General features: G+C 61.6%; 12 protein-coding genes. 11 read left to right on the top strand and 1 reads right to left on the bottom strand.

All coding sequences use genetic code 11. The annotated features are described in order from the left end of the window. Window positions 1–83 precede the first annotated feature (83 nt). From AB4Y82_RS12435 to AB4Y82_RS12385, 11 genes are all read left to right on the top strand, one after another. Window positions 84–458: a hypothetical protein gene (locus AB4Y82_RS12435; RefSeq protein WP_441605299.1), complete on the top strand. Its 375-nt coding sequence runs from the start codon at window positions 84–86 to the stop codon at window positions 456–458. 809 nt (window positions 459–1,267) lie between these two features. Then, on the top strand, window positions 1,268–2,572 hold the full coding sequence (locus tag AB4Y82_RS12430) for an SEL1-like repeat protein (RefSeq protein WP_441605300.1): 1,305 nt from the start codon (window positions 1,268–1,270) through the stop codon (window positions 2,570–2,572). A 261-nt stretch (window positions 2,573–2,833) separates the two neighbouring features. After that, window positions 2,834–3,880 (top strand): TraB/GumN family protein, encoded by a 1,047-nt coding sequence (locus tag AB4Y82_RS12425; protein ID WP_441605301.1) that lies wholly within the window; start codon window positions 2,834–2,836, stop codon window positions 3,878–3,880. Between the two features lie 122 nt (window positions 3,881–4,002). Beyond that, window positions 4,003–5,403: an amidohydrolase family protein gene (locus tag AB4Y82_RS12420; RefSeq protein ID WP_441611314.1), complete on the top strand. Its 1,401-nt coding sequence runs from the start codon at window positions 4,003–4,005 to the stop codon at window positions 5,401–5,403. A gap of 19 nt (window positions 5,404–5,422) precedes the next feature. Then, window positions 5,423–5,989, top strand: a complete 567-nt coding sequence (locus AB4Y82_RS12415) for a DUF4386 domain-containing protein (protein ID WP_441605303.1) — start codon at window positions 5,423–5,425, stop codon at window positions 5,987–5,989. A 14-nt stretch (window positions 5,990–6,003) separates the two neighbouring features. Next, entirely contained in the window at window positions 6,004–6,270 is a 267-nt protein-coding gene (locus AB4Y82_RS12410) for a hypothetical protein (RefSeq protein ID WP_441605304.1), read from the top strand. A gap of 190 nt (window positions 6,271–6,460) precedes the next feature. After that, entirely contained in the window at window positions 6,461–7,531 is a 1,071-nt protein-coding gene (locus tag AB4Y82_RS12405) for a serine hydrolase domain-containing protein (RefSeq protein WP_441605305.1), read from the top strand. Window positions 7,532–7,872: 341 nt separating this feature from the next. After that, window positions 7,873–9,327, top strand: coding sequence for an efflux transporter outer membrane subunit (locus AB4Y82_RS12400; RefSeq protein ID WP_441605306.1), 1,455 nt, complete (start codon window positions 7,873–7,875; stop codon window positions 9,325–9,327). Continuing rightward, complete coding sequence (locus tag AB4Y82_RS12395; protein ID WP_441605307.1) at window positions 9,317–10,507, top strand: efflux RND transporter periplasmic adaptor subunit; 1,191 nt, start codon at window positions 9,317–9,319, stop codon at window positions 10,505–10,507. The genes AB4Y82_RS12400 and AB4Y82_RS12395 overlap by 11 nt, the downstream gene beginning before the upstream one ends. Further along, entirely contained in the window at window positions 10,504–13,629 is a 3,126-nt protein-coding gene (locus AB4Y82_RS12390; RefSeq protein ID WP_441605308.1) for an efflux RND transporter permease subunit, read from the top strand. The genes AB4Y82_RS12395 and AB4Y82_RS12390 overlap by 4 nt, the downstream gene beginning before the upstream one ends. 99 nt (window positions 13,630–13,728) lie before the next feature. After that, entirely contained in the window at window positions 13,729–14,499 is a 771-nt protein-coding gene (locus tag AB4Y82_RS12385) for a TIGR00266 family protein (protein ID WP_441605309.1), read from the top strand. Window positions 14,500–14,554: 55 nt separating this feature from the next. Here AB4Y82_RS12385 and AB4Y82_RS12380 read toward each other — a convergent pair whose 3' ends face one another. Next, window positions 14,555–15,325 carry an SDR family oxidoreductase gene (locus tag AB4Y82_RS12380; protein ID WP_441605310.1) on the bottom strand — a complete coding sequence of 257 codons (771 nt, stop codon included), beginning with the start codon at window positions 15,323–15,325 and terminating at the stop codon, window positions 14,555–14,557. Window positions 15,326–15,327: the final 2 nt, after the last annotated feature.

Here is a 15,327-nt window from a genome sequence, read left to right as displayed (position 1 = left end):
AGGCTTATGCGAAAACCTCGCACGACTCACCTGATCCGCTAGTCGTCTACGAAGATGGGGACCTTGCGGAACCGCGACGGGGCGTGGGCAAGAAATTCTTCCTGGTCGTGTCGTGCGTGATGTTCGGCAACTTCTTCCTGATGGGAGTGCTTTACTGGGTGCTGACTCGGTTTCACTTGGTGGAAGCCAGGTCCACGGTGCTGAGCATATGCAGGTTCATCGCTGCTTTTCCGCTTGCGACGGGTTCCTTGATGATCGTGTTTGGGCATATCCGAAACGCCCTGAGCGGCTTCATCGTTGGGAGCGTTGGAATAGGGGCGCGGGAGATTTATGCTGCCAAAGAGCCCATAAACTTTATTGTTACTCTGATTGGACAACTCGCAGGGTGGACGGTGATGACGTATATCTTCTTCAAGCTCACTGTGTACGCGTCGAACTGGACGACTGCGGAATTTTGAGTGTCCGCTTTGGGTTGCGGATTCAGCCGGTGGTTGCAACACTCCTGCTGCTCGCGCAGTCTTCAGTGTGTTGCAACCACCGGCTGAATCCGCAACCCAAAGCGGACACTTTCTTGCTGGAAAGGATTTCGGCCAATGACAGCATCCATGGAAACAGGCAATCGACTGGTACTTCGCCTGGCGCACCACTGGCGGTTTCCTGGAAACGCCGCGCTCGGGTTCGCTCTGGGGTGTGTTCTTTCATCCGCTTCATGCGCAGCCATGGGGGACGACGAGCTCGCGGTCTATCCCACCTATGCACGCTGGGATGGGTTTTATAAGTACGAGTACATCATTACAGCCGCTATGGTTGGTCGGGCTCCGAAATGGAACCCGGCTGTGGCGCCTGATCCGCCTCTATCCCGCGCCGATGCGATAGCTAGAAGCAAAGAATGCATCGTCAAGATACCCCCGGGCCAGGTAGATCTAACTGTTCTAAGTACATCGACTGCGGCCTACTGGTCATTAGATAGAGCAAAGCTACAAAAGGTGCTGGATGGTTGGGCGTGGACCATCTCCTACGAGCTCACTTCAAATGGTCCGATGACAGGCCAATGGCCGACCATGGATTGTTGGGTACTCATGGATGGTTCGGTTCTCGAACCACAGCCCAGATCTGTGCTGTCTCGTTGAGTCTGGGCGAACGGGCTCAGGTTAAGTTCCTGGATCGAATGCCATCCAGAAACTGGTCCTGCTTCTTCTTAGGTCGGTTCGGTACATTGAACGTCCCATGACGTAATCGGCCGGATGAACCGGCCTCAAGGGGAAAAATGGAAAGGCTTTCGCTTCGCATGTGGATGGCTGCGGCAGTTGTGCTGCTTGGGTCCTGCTCGGCGTCGAATCAGCTGGATCAAGGTCGGCGAGCGCTGGAGGCAGGGGATTTCGCTGCGGCCAGGGCGGCCTTTGAGCCGTTGGCAAAAAGCGGCAACGCTGAAGCGCAACAACGATTGGGCCGAATGTACATCTACGGGCAGGGCGTCCAAGCCAGCGAAGAGATCGCGATGAAACTCTTCGAACAGTCCGCGGCACAAGGTTACCCGGACGGCATCAATAGCCTTGCCGCCGAGCTTGAAGGTATCCCAGGTGATCTGCCGCGCGCGGTGGCTCTTTATCAAAAGGCATCGGACATGGGCAACGCCAGGGCTGAGTACAACCTTGGACGCATGTACGAGCACGGCAGGATCGTGCCGCAGGACCAGGAAAAGGCGGCGGCGCTGTACTCGAGCTCGGCCAAGCAAGGCTACGACCTGGCCGAATACAACCTTGGACTTATGTACGACGATGGAAGAGGCGTAACCCAGGACAAGGAGCAAGCGGTGCATTGGTACGGGGAAGCCGCCGCCCAAGGCAACGATATGGCGCTCAACAACCTTGGCGTGATGTACCAGATAGGCGATGGCGTACCGCGCGACGTCAACCGTGGGGTCTCCATGCGCAAGCAATCAGCCTTGAAAGGCAACGTCCAGGCGCAACGAGGCCTCGGCCGCATCTATGCAAATGGCGATGACGTGGCACAGGACTTTGCGGAAGCCTTGCACTGGTATGGCATGGCAGCCGCAGCGGGCGACGCGCAGGCCGAGTCTGGCCTGGGCGACCTGTATCGCGAGGGCAACGGCGTCCCTCGGGACTACGCCAAAGCCAAGGACCTCTATAGTCAGGCAGCAGGCCAAGGAGACCGCAACGCGCTCAACAGTCTGGGCATGATGTACGGAAACGGAGAGGGGGCTCCCAGGGACGATGCACTCGCCGCGACACTTTTCCGGCGATCGGCAGAGAAGGGAAATGCGGCGGCCCTGTTCAATCTCGCCGTCATGTACCACGTCGGTTCGGGTGTGCTGTCTGACGATGTGATTGCGTACGCCCTGGCGGACACAGCGTGTCGACTCGACAACGAGGTGCAAACCAAGGTGGGCGGGCAGCGCGACGATATCGCCCGATCGTTGAATAGCCTTCAGCGCGCTTCCGCACACCGGCTGAGTGAGGAAATCGCGGCCAACGGGCTGGATAAAGCACTGGTCGACTACGTGGCGAGTTCCACGCTTCTCTCGAACAAGAAGTCGGCATTGCTCAAGTGAACCAGGCAGGTGCTGGCAGCTTGCGGGCGACCCGGTGTCATCTGACGACACAAAATGAATTTTTCAGCGGAGGTAGTGGATTCCCGCTCGCCTCACATGGATCGCCCATAGCAGACGTCTAGACCGTATGGCACGCCGACCATGCCTGGATAGAAGTACGAAGCCGAAAGTCCGCTTGCGGCCATCGGCCGACGCCATGACGACGTTGCGCTGGCTCATGCGTATAGTGGCGGGCAAAGTTGCTCGCGCAGAGAGATTGCCATGCTGCTCAGGGGACTCAGCTTTTTTCGGTGGACGAATCGGAAACGATCCACCCTCGGCGCTCTGGGCACCGCCTTGCTAGCCTGCCTGAATGGCTTGGCCTACGCGCAGTCAGTGCCGGTATCGAGCGCGGTGCCCACGCTGGCACCCGTGGTGGTGAGCGGCATCCTGCCCGGACCCGCCCTGTGGAAGGTGAGCAAGGCCGGCCATGTCATGTGGGTGCTCGGCCTTACCTCGCCGGTGCCGAAAAACATGCAGTGGAAATCCGCGGAAGTCGAAAGCCGCATTGCCGCCTCGCAAGCGGTATTGAAGTTGCCGAGCCTCGAGATCGGCGTGCGTACGAGTTTCTTTCACAGCACGATGATGCCGTCGCTCCGGGAACTGAGAAAAAATCCCGGGCAGCAGAGCCTGCTGGACGTACTCACGCCGCAGCTTTATCAACGCTGGCTGCTGCTGAAAGCCAGATATCTCGGCGACGACCGCCGCGTGGAGAGCATGCGGCCCATTCTTGCCGGTCGCGAACTCTATGAGGCCGCCCTCAGGCACTACGGCCTGGTCGATGAAGACGGCCTGGAGAAGATGATCTACAAGGCCGCTGCCCACGCTGGCGTTGCTGGCGTCAATACGTCCTATCAACTGGTGCTTCAAGATCCGAGCGAGGCGGTACGGTCGTTGAGTGACAAGCCGATGGATGATCAGCAGTGTCTGGGCCTGGTGTTGGACGCGCTGGATCATGGGCTGGCCCAGACCGTGGCGCGTGCGAATGCGTGGGCGACCGGGGACATCGACACGCTGCGGTCCATCTTGTCGCAAGTACAGCAGGACTCCTGTCTTTCGACGCTGGACGGATCGCAATTCGCCACGACGCTGGGTATCAACGATATGGAAGGCCAGGTCAGGAAGAGCTGGATCGACAGCGCAGAGCGTGCGCTCGATAAAAACAAGCAGACCTTTGCGGTACTGCCGATGCATGAGCTGCTTGCGGCAGATGGCTACCTGGGCGCGCTTCAAGCCGATGGTTATAGCGTGCAGGCACCCGACAAATAGTTCGGGCGACGCGAACAGGGTCAGTTCAAGTTCCACCATCGGGCACAGGGTGTCGCGTTGGAATCCAGGCAAACTCTACGTTGACCTATCTATTTCCCATGCACACTCAATCCCGCCATTGGATGTTGTCGCTGAAGATCCTTGGCGTGCTTGCCATGTCGCTGATGGCGGTGGCCGCGCGGGCTGTGCCCGAATCCGACCATCGAACCGTGGTCATCACCGATGTGACGATCGTCGACGTTGAAGGCGGCCGCACCGTCGGCCCGAGAACGGTGGTCGTCAAGGATGGACGCATTGCTTCCATCGATGCGAAGGGCTCGGTGCCCGTTGGTGATTCGATCCAGCGTGTCGACGGTCGTGGACGCTTTTTGATGCCTGGTCTGATGGACATGCATGTCCATCTGTTCAATCTCTCCTCGCACCGCCCGCCGAACGACTGGTCGTTTCGCATGTACATCGCCAATGGCGTGACTGGCGTGCGGGACATGCGCTCCGATGCGGCGTCGATGCAGTTGGTGAAGCGCTGGCGCGCTGCTGTGGACAGCGGCCAACTCGTCGCACCTCATATCGTTGCGGCGGGTATTTCGGTGTACGGCAAGTCGCCCGATGGCGCGAAGGCTGATGTGGATGCCGCCGTCGATGCCGGCGCCGATTTCATCAAGGTCTTCTCCGAGGTGCCCGCCACGCATTGGCGCGCCATCCTGACAGAAGCGAACGCGCGCTCGCTGCCGGTGGTTGGGCATGTACCCGCAAGCATCTCGCTGTTGGACGCCGCCAACGCCGGACAGCGCACCGGCGAGCATCTGACCCAGGTCTATGAGGCGTGCTCATCCGCCGAGGCGAAAATCCTGGCTGAGCGCCAAGGTCTCCAGGGCGATGCGCTGATGTCTCGCGCCAGTGCGCAGGAAGCGGAAATTCTCGGTACGTTTGATCAGGGCGTGTGCGGGCGCATGGCCAGGGCGCTGGCTGCCACCGGCCAGGTGCAGGTTCCGACGTTGGTGCTTGCAGACGAAGATGAACTTGCTCGCCACGCCCAACCCAACGACGACTACCGCTGGCGGCTCCTTCGCCCCGATGAGCAACGGCGTTGGCAACGTTTCCTGGCGCAATACACGAAAGAGGATGCGAGCCTGGCTGCCCGGCGCTGGCCGATTGCGCACAACATCGTGTCCATGTTGCACCGGGCTGGTGTCCCCATCATGGCGGGCACGGACGCGCCCATGCCGGGCGTCTATCCGGGCTACTCCCTCCATGAGGAATTGCAGTTGCTGGTCGCGTCGGGGCTTGCGCCGATCGAGGCGCTGCGCACGGCGACGCTGGAACCTGCCCGGTTTTTGCATATCCAGGACAGAAGTGGATCGGTGGCCGTCGGCAAGCAAGCCGACCTGGTGTTGCTCGATGCGGATCCCACCAAGGACATCGGCAATACTCAGCGCATTCGCGCGGTGGTGCTTGCTGGTCGCCTCTTGGAGCGCAGCGATCTGGATGCACTGCTCAACGACGCGGCCAAAGCGCCACCCTGAGCCAAGCGAGGTAGCAGGCATGTCGGATCGGATCGCAGAAGCTTCGCCGCGTCTCTGGGCCAGGATGACCGGCTTGGTCTATTTGCTCTACTTCGTGACGGCCATAGCCGCCGAGGTGGTGGTTGGTCGGGGGCGACTGGTGGCCTATGACGTCGTCACGCTGGTGGCCTACGGCCTCTATGTTGCCGTGACGCTGCTCTTCTACCGCATGTTCAAGCCGGTCAGTGCGCGCCTCTCGCTGATTGCAGCGCTCTTCAGCCTGGCGGGGTGTGCCATCGAAGTGACAGGTGTCTTTGATCCTGCCTTCCGCGGTGTCCTGCCGCTGGCATTTTTTGGTCCCTATTGCCTGCTGATCGGCTATCTCATCGCCAGGTCGACCTTCCTGCCGCGGGCTCTCGGCGTGCTCTTGATGCTCGCCGGTCTGGGCTGGCTGATTTTCCTGACGCCGCTCGCCAGTCCGCTGTCTCCTTATCTGAAGGCGCTAGGATTTGCCGCGGAGCTATTGCTATGCCTGTGGCTCATTGTGATCGGCGTGAACGTTCCAAAATGGCGGGAAATGACGCGCGCGGGAAGTTGGCCAACATAAGGGAGTCTGACGACATGCACACGGTATGGGTGATTGGTGGCGGAATCGTTCTGCTCGGGTTGTTTCTACTCTTTGGACATCTATGGGGCAGTGGCCCCACCGCACTGCCCATGGCAGCGAAGGCCTTCCTTCCGCTCTGGCTGGTTCTGTCTGTCGTCAATTTGTGGGTGGGCGTGACCAAGGCCGGTTATTCAGTGCGTGACGAGCTGCCGATGCTGGTGGTGGTTTTTGCACTGCCAGCCATCGTTGCCGGTGTCGTGATCTGGCGCCTGACGCGATAGGGCCAAAGCCTGGCGGGCTCGTGGAGCCGTGGGTGTCTGTCTCTACGCCGAAGCGGGGCGTTCCGATGCAATATCGCCGGCACGTCCGCTGGCAAGGTCAGGCGGTTTTCGCCGCTGAATGACTTCCTGCCCATGCTGCCCAACGGAGTAGCGCGTATAGATGCTCCACCGCATCCGCCCGGAGCAGCCCGTGAAACAGATCATTCTGATCTTTGCGCTGCTGTTTGCGCCGCTTGCGCGAGCTCAGTCAGAAGGACTTGCCACCTTCATCGACACGTATGCGCAAGCGCACCGGTTCAATGGCGAAATCCTGGTACAGAAGCCCGGCCAGCCATTGCTTGTGCAGAGTTTTGGCCTGGCCAATATCGCGCTCAAGGTACCCAACGCCAGGCAGACGCGATTCAAGATAGCGTCCATCACCAAGCTGTTTACCTCGGTGTTGATCATGCAGCTCTACGAGCAAGGCAAGCTCGACCTGGATCGCCCATTCAAGGCCTATTTGCCTGACTACACGGGGCCGGCCGCGGATCAGGTGACCATTCATCAGCTGCTTGATCACACCTCGGGCTTGCCCAATATCGACAACGTCAAGGACGCTGCCGACGCCATTGCACACGGTCTGCCGGTGTATCAAACGCCCTATACGAGCGATCAGCTGCTGAGCAAGTTCTGCAGCAGCGCATTGGTCAATGTCCCGGGCAAAGTATTCGACTACAACAATGCCGACTACATTGTGCTTGGCAAGATCATCGAGCACATCGAGGGTCAACCTTTTGACCAGGTACTGAAGACGCGCATCTTGCAGCCTTTGCAATTGAAGAACACCGGCATGCTGCGTCAATCGGAAATTGTCGATGGGCTGGCCGATACGTATTTCTATCGCGATGACCTGAAGATGCTGGCCAATGATTTACCCGTGTATCCGGAAAACTGGTATGCGGCGGGGGCCATGTATTCCACAGCCGATGACCTGCTCGCGTTTACCAACGCATTGTTCGGACTGAAGCTGATCAAACAAACCACGCTCGACGCCATGTTGAAGCCAGGCCTCGACGATTACGCCTTCGGCGTATGGTCGTACGAGACCAAGGTCAACGGAAAGGCACATCCGGTCATGAAGCGTCCCGGGCGCATCATGGGGGCTCAGACCCAGCTGTTTCACGTACGAGACCAAAACATCACCATCGTGATCCTCAGCAACACTGGCACCACCGATCTGGACGAATTTGTCGCAGCCATCGCCAAACGTGCCATCGACTAGCGCGCGGCAGAGGTTTCGAGTCGCTCACGCATCCGGGCGGCCATGACGGCGTTTCGTCGCGACATCGGTGCCTGGCAGGCTGGGCAGGGTGCGTCGACCCTGGGCTGGTATGCGTACCAGCCAATCGCGAAAACTTTCGGCCAGTGGCCTGAGGATGTTCGTCACGCCTGTGCTATATCTCCGCGCGGGGAGGGCACGAAGCATGGCTTGGCGCAGGCGTTCATGGCAGCGCCGGGCGTCCGCTTTCGCCCGGGTCGCTGAATCCGCTGGGGAGAGTTGATCTGGCTATGCCTGTTTCGGGGTTCGCTCATTGGCAGCTACGCCGTCGGTGCCTGGTCGCGATGGTGGTCTCATCGCTGATGGCCGGTTGCGCCGTCGGGCCCGACTTCAAGCGGCCCGCCGCGCCCGAGGTAAGCGAATACACCAGCCATCCGGTCGCCAGCACGGTCGCGACCGAGCATGTGGCTGGCGGCGAGGCACAGCGCTTTGCGACGGGCGGCGATATCCCCGGGGATTGGTGGACGCTGTTCCACTCCAAGGCGCTCAACGAATTGATTGAGCAGTCCCTGGCCAACAACCACGACCTGAAGGCGGCGCAAGCGGCGTTGTCGGTGGCCAGGGAAAATGTGCTGGCGCAACGCGGCAGCTACTACCCCAGCGTGGCCGCGAGCTTCTCGGCCAGCCGCCAGCGGCAGTCAGGCACCATCTCGCCGACGCCCAACTCGGACACCTTCCAATACAACCTGTTCACCCCGCAGGTCAGCGTCGCTTATGCGCCCGATATTTTCGGCCTGAATCGCCGAACCGTGGAATCGGTACAGGCGCAGGAACAAGCAGTCCGCTTCCAGATGATTGCCACGCAGATCACCTTGAGCACCAATGTGGTGGCCGCCGCCGTGCAGCTCGCTGCGCTGCAGGCGCAGGTGGATGCGACGCGCGAGCTGGTGGAGATCAATACGCATATGGTGCAGATCCTGCGCGATCAATCCGCCAAGGGTTACGCCAGCGGACTGGATCTGGCCGCGCAGGAATCGCAGCTGGCGCAAACCAACGCCACGCTGCCGCCGCTGCTCAAGCAGCTGGCGCAGCAGCGTGATCTGCTCGCCGTGCTGGTGGGCCAGTTCCCGAGTCAGGCATCGGAGCAGTCTTTCGATCTGGCCAAGCTGCAGTTGCCGCAGGAGCTTCCGGTGAGCCTGCCCTCGACGCTCGTGGCGCAGCGCCCCGACGTGCTCCAGGCCGAGGCCAACATGCATGCAGCCAGTGCGCAGATCGGCGTCGCCACTGCCAACCGCCTGCCCAATATCGTGTTGAGCGCCAACACCGGCAGCACCGCACTGGCGATGAATCAATTGTTCAAGTCGGGCACCGGTTTCTGGGGCATTGGCGCGGATATCACGGCGCCGATCTTCCAGGGCGGCACCTTGTTGCACCAGGAGCGCGCCGCCAAGGCAGCCTACGTGCAGGCAGCCGAGCAATACCGCAGCACGGTGATGACCGCCTTCCAGAACGTCGCCGACTCGCTGGTGGCACTGGACCAGGATGCAGCGGGACTGAAGGCGGCGGCGGCGGCCGAGCAAGCCGCCAAGCGCACGCTGGACTTGTCGCAGCGCCAATGGAAGGCCGGCTACGCGGACTATCTGTCGTTGTTGAATGCAGAACAGACCTATCAGCAGGCGCGAATCAATCTGGTGCAAGCCCAGGCCAATCGCTATGCCGACACGGCGGCGCTGTTTCAGGCGCTCGGTGGCGGCTGGTGGAATCGCGCGGATCTAGCCCAGGACAGAAATGAAAAATAATGCGTTTCGGGGAGCGCCATCACCGTGGCGCGGGACAGCATGCGCTCGCCTCTCCACCATCGCCCTGCTGCTCGCGGCTAGTGGGCTGGCCTCTGGTTGTTCCAGCAAGACGGATGACGGCGCACCGGCGGCCTCGATCACGCCCACCAATGTCACCCTGACGCCGGATCAGCGCAAACACGTCCGCCTCGCCAGCGTCGAGCGATCCCAATATCAGCGAACGATCGAAGCCACCGGTTCGGTGGATTTCAACAACGAGCAGGCCACGGCCGTGCTCGCGCCGTTCTCCGGTCCAGTCACACGGCTGCTGGTCGACATCGGTGATCACGTCAACAAAGGTGATCCGCTCGCCCTGGTGGATTCGCCGGATTTCGCCGCGGCGATCACGGCGTATCGCAAGGCGCTGACGACCGCGCACACAGCGCGCCGCCTCGCCGACCTGGAAAAAGACCTGGTCGACCATCAAGGTGTCGCCAAGCGCGAAGAAGATCAGGCGCAGGCCGATGCCGCCAATGCCGACGCGGATGCGGACGCTGCCTTGAAAGCGCTGGTTGCGCTCAATGTCGACCCGAAGGTCATCAAGGCCGTCGAGCAGGGCCAATCCATCGCGCCTGTCGGCGGCGTGATCCGCTCACCGATCGCAGGCACCGTGGTGGATCGGCAGATCTCGCCCGGCCAGCTGCTTCAGGCCGGCACTACGCCGTGTTTCACGGTGGCAGATATGTCGCGCGTATGGGTGATGGCGCAGGTCGCCGATTCCGACGTCGCCTCGGTGAACGTGGGCGATCCCGCCGACGTGAGCACCGGCGTTGACCCGAAGCACCTGACGGGCACAGTCACCAAAATCTCGGCGCTGGTGAATTCGGACACGCGGCTGGTGCCCGCGCGCGTGGTCGTCGACAACCCGCAAGGCGCGCTGAAGAAGCAGGCCTACGTCGCCGTGCAAATCCACTCGCGTCAGCCCACCAGCGGCTTGCTCGTGCCGGTGTCGGCACTGCTGCGCGACGATGAAAACCTGCCGTTTGTCTACGTGGCCCAGCCTGACGGCAGCTACGCACGGCGATCCGTGACCCTGGGGCATCGCACCGGCGACCAGTTCGATATTCCCGCCGGCCTGAAGGCGGGCGAGCAGGTCGTGGTGGATGGCGGCATCTTCGTGCAGTTCATGCAAAACCAATGAGCGACCAACTTCCTCCCGCCGTGTCGCCGTCGCGAACGACGTCGATGATGAACCGGATCGTGTCCGCGTCGCTGGGCCAGCCGTTTCTCGTGATCCTGATGACGCTGCTGTTGACGGGAGCGGGCGCCCATTCGCTGCGGCGTTTGCCGGTGGATGCGTATCCCGACCTCTCGCCGCCCATCGTGGAAATCATCACGCAGTGGCCAGGGCACACCGCCGAGGAGGTGGAGCGGCTGATCACCGTGCCGGTCGAGCTGGGCATGAACGGCGTGCCCAAGACCACCACGACACGCTCGATTTCGCTCTACGGCTTGTCCGACGTGATCCTCACTTACGAGACGGGCACGGACAACAACTTCGCTCGCCAGGAGGTATTCAATCGACTCGGCGACCTGAGCCTGCCCAGCGGCGTGACGCCCTCGGTATCGCCACTGTCGGCGCCGTCGGGGCTGATCTATCGCTACGTCTTGCAGAGCACCGATCGCTCACCGATGGAGCTCAAGACGCTCGAGGACTGGACGGTCGAGCCGCAGTACAGATCCGTGCCCGGTGTGGCGGACGATTCGGGATTCGGCGGCGGCACCATGCAATATCAGGTGTTGCTGGACCAGACCAAGATTGCCGCGGTCGGCCTGTCAGCCGTGCAGGTGGAAGCCGCACTCGCCGCCAACAACGCCAACGCAGGCGGCGGTTTCTACTCGCAGGGCGGCCAGTTCTATTACGTGCGTGGTGCGGGCCGCGTGGAAACGCTGGAGGACATCGGCAACGTGGTGGTCGCGGTGCACGACGGCGTCCCGGTGCTGGTGAAGGATGTGGGACGCGTCGTGATCGGCATCGCGCCACGCCTGGGCGAGTTCGGCTACGAGAAGCAGGACGATGCCGTGGAAGGCGTGATCCTGTTGCGTACCGGCGAAAAAACGCAGGACGTGCTCAAGCGGGTCGAGGCAAAAACCAGACAACTCAACGACGAGATCCTGCCCAAGGACGTGAAAGTCGTTCCGTTCTACGACCGCACCGATCTGATCACGCTGACCACCAAGATCGTGGAAGAGAACCTGCTTCGCGGCATGCTGCTGGTCGTCGTCATCCTGATCTTCTTTCTCTACGATTTTCGTGCGGGGCTGATCGTAGCCACCACGATTCCGCTGGCACTGCTGTTCGCCTTCATCTGCCTTGACCTGCAGGGCGCCTCGGCGAACCTGCTGTCGATCGGCGCGGTCGACTTCGGCATCCTGGTCGATGCGGCCGTGGTGATGGTGGAGAACATCTTCCGCCAGATCGCCGAGCGCCGCGGCACGCCGCTCAATGTGAAGGAGATCATCCGCGACGCCGCCGCTGAGGTTGATCGTCCGCTGTTCTATGCGGTGGCAGTGATCGTGGTCAGCTTCCTGCCGATCTATGTCTTGTCCGGGCCCTCGGGTACGTTGTTCAAGCCGATGGCCGACACCATGATTTTCGCGCTGATCGGCTCGCTGGTGATCACGCTGACCTTGCTGCCGGTGCTGTGCGCGGTGTTCATGCGAAAAGGCGTGCAGGAGCGGCGCAACCGCGTGTTCGAGGCGATCAAGTCGGTGTACGTGAAGGGCCTCGACTTCTGCCTTGCCCGTCCGTGGGGCACGGCGATCGCGTCGGCCATCGTGCTCGCCCTTTCGCTGCTGCTGATACCGCGCATCGGTGCGGAGTTCATGCCGCAGCTGGACGAAGGCGCGCTCTGGGTGCGCGCCACCATGCCTTACACCATCTCCTTCGAGGAAGCGTCGAAGATCACGCCCCAGGTGCGGCAGGTGCTGCGATCGTTTCCCGAAGTCACCACCGTGGCCTCGGAACTGGGTCGCCCCGATGACGGCACCGATTCCACCGGCTTCTTCAACGTCGAGTTCTACGTGGGCCTGAAGCCCTATTCGCAGTGGACCGGGACGTATCGCAACAAGGCCGCCCTGATCGAGGCCATCAACAAGAAATTGCAGGCCTTCCCCGGCATCATTTTCAACTACACGCAACCGGCCGAAGATGCGGTGGACGAAGCGGAGACCGGGCTGAAAAGTGCGCTGGCGGTGAAGGTCTTCGGCTCCGATCTCAACACGCTGGAACAGAAAGGCAAGAGCATCAAGCAGGTGCTTGAACACGTGCGCGGCATCCGTGACGTGACCCTGGTGCAGGAGCTGGGCCAGCCCAGCCTGAGCATCAACGTCGACCGCGCGAAAATCGCCCGCTACGGCTTGAACGTGTCCGACATCAACGGCGTGATCGAAACGGCGATCGGTGGCGACGTGGCCACCCAGGTAGTGCAGGGCGAACGGCAGTTCGATCTGGTGGTGCGACTCGAGCAGCAGTACCGCGACAATCCCGAAGAGATCAGGAACATCCTGGTGACCACGCCGGCAGGACAGCAGATTCCGCTCAAGGAGTTTGCCGATATCCGCGAAACCAATGGTGCGTCCTTCATCTATCGCGAAAACAATTCGCGCTATATCGGCGTGCAGTTCTCGGTCGAGGGCCGCGATCTGGCTGGCGCCGTGGAAGACGCCATTCAACAGGTCAACGGCAAGGTCAAGCTGCCGCAGGGCTATCGCCTCGACTGGGGCGGCGAGTACACCGAGTACACCGCCTCGCGTGCGCAGTTGAATGTCATCCTGCCGCTGACGCTGGCCTTGATCTTCCTGCTGCTGTTCACGCTGTACAGCAACTTCAAGTTTCCGTTCATCACCGTGCTGGGCGTGCTGCTGTCGGCGCCGGTGGGCGGCATCGTTGCGCTGTGGATTACGGGTACACCATTCTCGGTGTCCTCGGGCATCGGTTTTCTGGCGTTGTTTGGCGTGTCGGTGCAGACCGCGGTGGTCTACATCTCCTACGTCAACGAACTTCGCCGCGGCGGAACCAGTCTCACTGATGCCATCCGCGAGGGTGCGATCCTGCGCTTGCGTCCGATCATGATGACGGCCCTGGTCGCCGCGCTAGGCCTGCTGCCTGCAGCGCTCGCCACCGGCGTTGGCACAGATACACAACGACCGTTCGCCCTGGTGATTGTCAGCGGCCTGTTCACGCGACTGTTGATCAGCGTATTCCTCATGCCCGTGCTGTACGCCCTGGTCGCACGACCGGATGACAGGCTTGAAGTGTGAGGTCGCTGCCATGCCGGCGCACCCATTGAGATTCACGTGCTGCTTGTCAGGCACGTTCAAATCACCATCGATAACCCTTCATGATCAGGAGTACACCCCATGCAGACACGCATACAAGGCACGGTGATGCCGGTGCTGGAAGTTCGGCTGGAGCCGAACGACAGCATCTTCGCCGAGAGCGGCGAGCTTTCCTGGATGACGGCGTCGATCCAGATGACCACGCATACCCAGATGGGCGGCGGCGGTGGCCTGATGGGCATGTTCAAGCGCGTGGTCGGCGGCGGCAGCTTGTTCATGACCGAGTACCGTGCCGTGCAGTCGCCCGGCGAGGTGGCTTTTGCCACCAAGGTGCCGGGACATATCGTGCCGGTATCGGTGAGCCCGGGTAATGAGTACCTGGTGCACCGCCATGGTTTTCTTTGCGCCACGCCGGAGGTGACCATCGGCGTCGGTTTTCAGCAGTCGCTGGGTGCAGGCATCTTTGGCGGTGACGGCTTCAGGCTGCAGAAGATCGGCGGCTCAGGTACGGCGTGGCTTGAACTGTCGGGCGAACTCATTCGCAAGGACCTCGCACCCGGCGAGACACTGCGCGTTCATCCCGGCCACGTGGGTGCGTTCCAGGCGTCGGTCAGTTTTCAGATCACCACCGTGCCGGGCATCAAGAACGCCATCTTTGGCGGCGACGGCATCTTTCTGGCGGCGCTGACCGGCCCCGGCACGGTGTGGTTGCAGACGCTGCCCATCTCCCGCCTGGCGCATCAGATTGCCGAATACATGCCCAGTAGCGAGGGCGGTGGTGGGCGTGCAGCCATCGGCGGTGGATTGCTTGGCGGCATCGTGGGTTCGCTGTTGAGTGGCGACGACAACTGATCGGTAGGCCCGACACAGTGGCGCTCGATGCAAGTCGCACCGGGCGCCACGATGGCTATACCGATTTCACTTCACCGCCGTCCATGCGCAGCATGGATCCCGTCATCCATCGGGCTGCCGGCGATACCAGGAACGCCATCAGTTCGGCGATTTCCTCCGGCGTGCCGTAACGGGCGATGCCAGCCTCGCGCGGGAAGCGTTCCATCGCTTCGTCCACGGTCATGTTGTGCAGCGGGGCCCAGTGCTCCAGGTAGGAGCGGCGGCGACCGGTCATCACCGGGCCCGGCAACACGCTGTTCACCTGCACGCCATCGGCAATGCCGCGATCGGAGAATGCCTTCGACAGTGCGGCAATGGCGGCGTTGATGGTGCCCACCGCGGCGTAGGGCGCCTTCGGGAAAATGGCCGAGTTGCCCGAGGTAAAGACGACGGCGCCGTTCGATTGTTTCAGCGCCTCCCACGCTTCGATGGTGAGGCGCCGTGCACCGTGCAGCTTCAATGCCATGCCGTCGTCCCATTGTTCGTCGGTCATCTCGAACAGGTCGATCTGTGGCACCGCGCCTGCGATGTTGAGCAGGGCATCGATGCGGCCGAAGGTCGACAGCGTCTGCTTGACGACGGCTTTGGCGGCGGTTTTCTCTGCAAGGTCGAGGTCGATGATCAAGGTCCTGGCGCCCAGGGCTTCGACGGTCGCCGCCGTTTCAGCCAGGTGTTCGCGATTTCTCGCAACCAGCACGAGAGCCTCGAAATCCTTGGCCAATCGAATGGCGGTGGCCTGGCCGATGCCTTGACTGGCCCCGGTGACGAGCGCGGTTTTCAGCGACATGA

The sequence above is a fragment of the Dyella sp. 2YAF14 genome, from assembly GCF_052114725.1.
Classification (GTDB): Bacteria; Pseudomonadota; Gammaproteobacteria; order Xanthomonadales; family Rhodanobacteraceae; genus Dyella.
This window is presented reverse-complemented; position numbering and strand designations above follow the sequence as displayed.

Bases quoted from the DNA above. Each gene is read 5' to 3' on its own strand.
- AB4Y82_RS12385 (WP_441605309.1), top strand. From the start codon at position 13,729: ATGCAGACACGCATACAAGGCACGGTGATGCCGGTGCTGGAAGTTCGG.
- AB4Y82_RS12415 (WP_441605303.1), top strand. From the start codon at position 5,423: ATGTCGGATCGGATCGCAGAAGCTTCGCCGCGTCTCTGGGCCAGGATG.
- AB4Y82_RS12425 (WP_441605301.1), top strand. From the start codon at position 2,834: ATGCTGCTCAGGGGACTCAGCTTTTTTCGGTGGACGAATCGGAAACGA.
- AB4Y82_RS12390 (WP_441605308.1), top strand. From the start codon at position 10,504: ATGAGCGACCAACTTCCTCCCGCCGTGTCGCCGTCGCGAACGACGTCG.
- AB4Y82_RS12430 (WP_441605300.1), top strand. From the start codon at position 1,268: ATGGAAAGGCTTTCGCTTCGCATGTGGATGGCTGCGGCAGTTGTGCTG.
- AB4Y82_RS12380 (WP_441605310.1), bottom strand. From the start codon at position 15,325: ATGTCGCTGAAAACCGCGCTCGTCACCGGGGCCAGTCAAGGCATCGGC.
- AB4Y82_RS12395 (WP_441605307.1), top strand. From the start codon at position 9,317: ATGAAAAATAATGCGTTTCGGGGAGCGCCATCACCGTGGCGCGGGACA.
- AB4Y82_RS12420 (WP_441611314.1), top strand. From the start codon at position 4,003: ATGTTGTCGCTGAAGATCCTTGGCGTGCTTGCCATGTCGCTGATGGCG.
- AB4Y82_RS12410 (WP_441605304.1), top strand. From the start codon at position 6,004: ATGCACACGGTATGGGTGATTGGTGGCGGAATCGTTCTGCTCGGGTTG.
- AB4Y82_RS12400 (WP_441605306.1), top strand. From the start codon at position 7,873: ATGGTGGTCTCATCGCTGATGGCCGGTTGCGCCGTCGGGCCCGACTTC.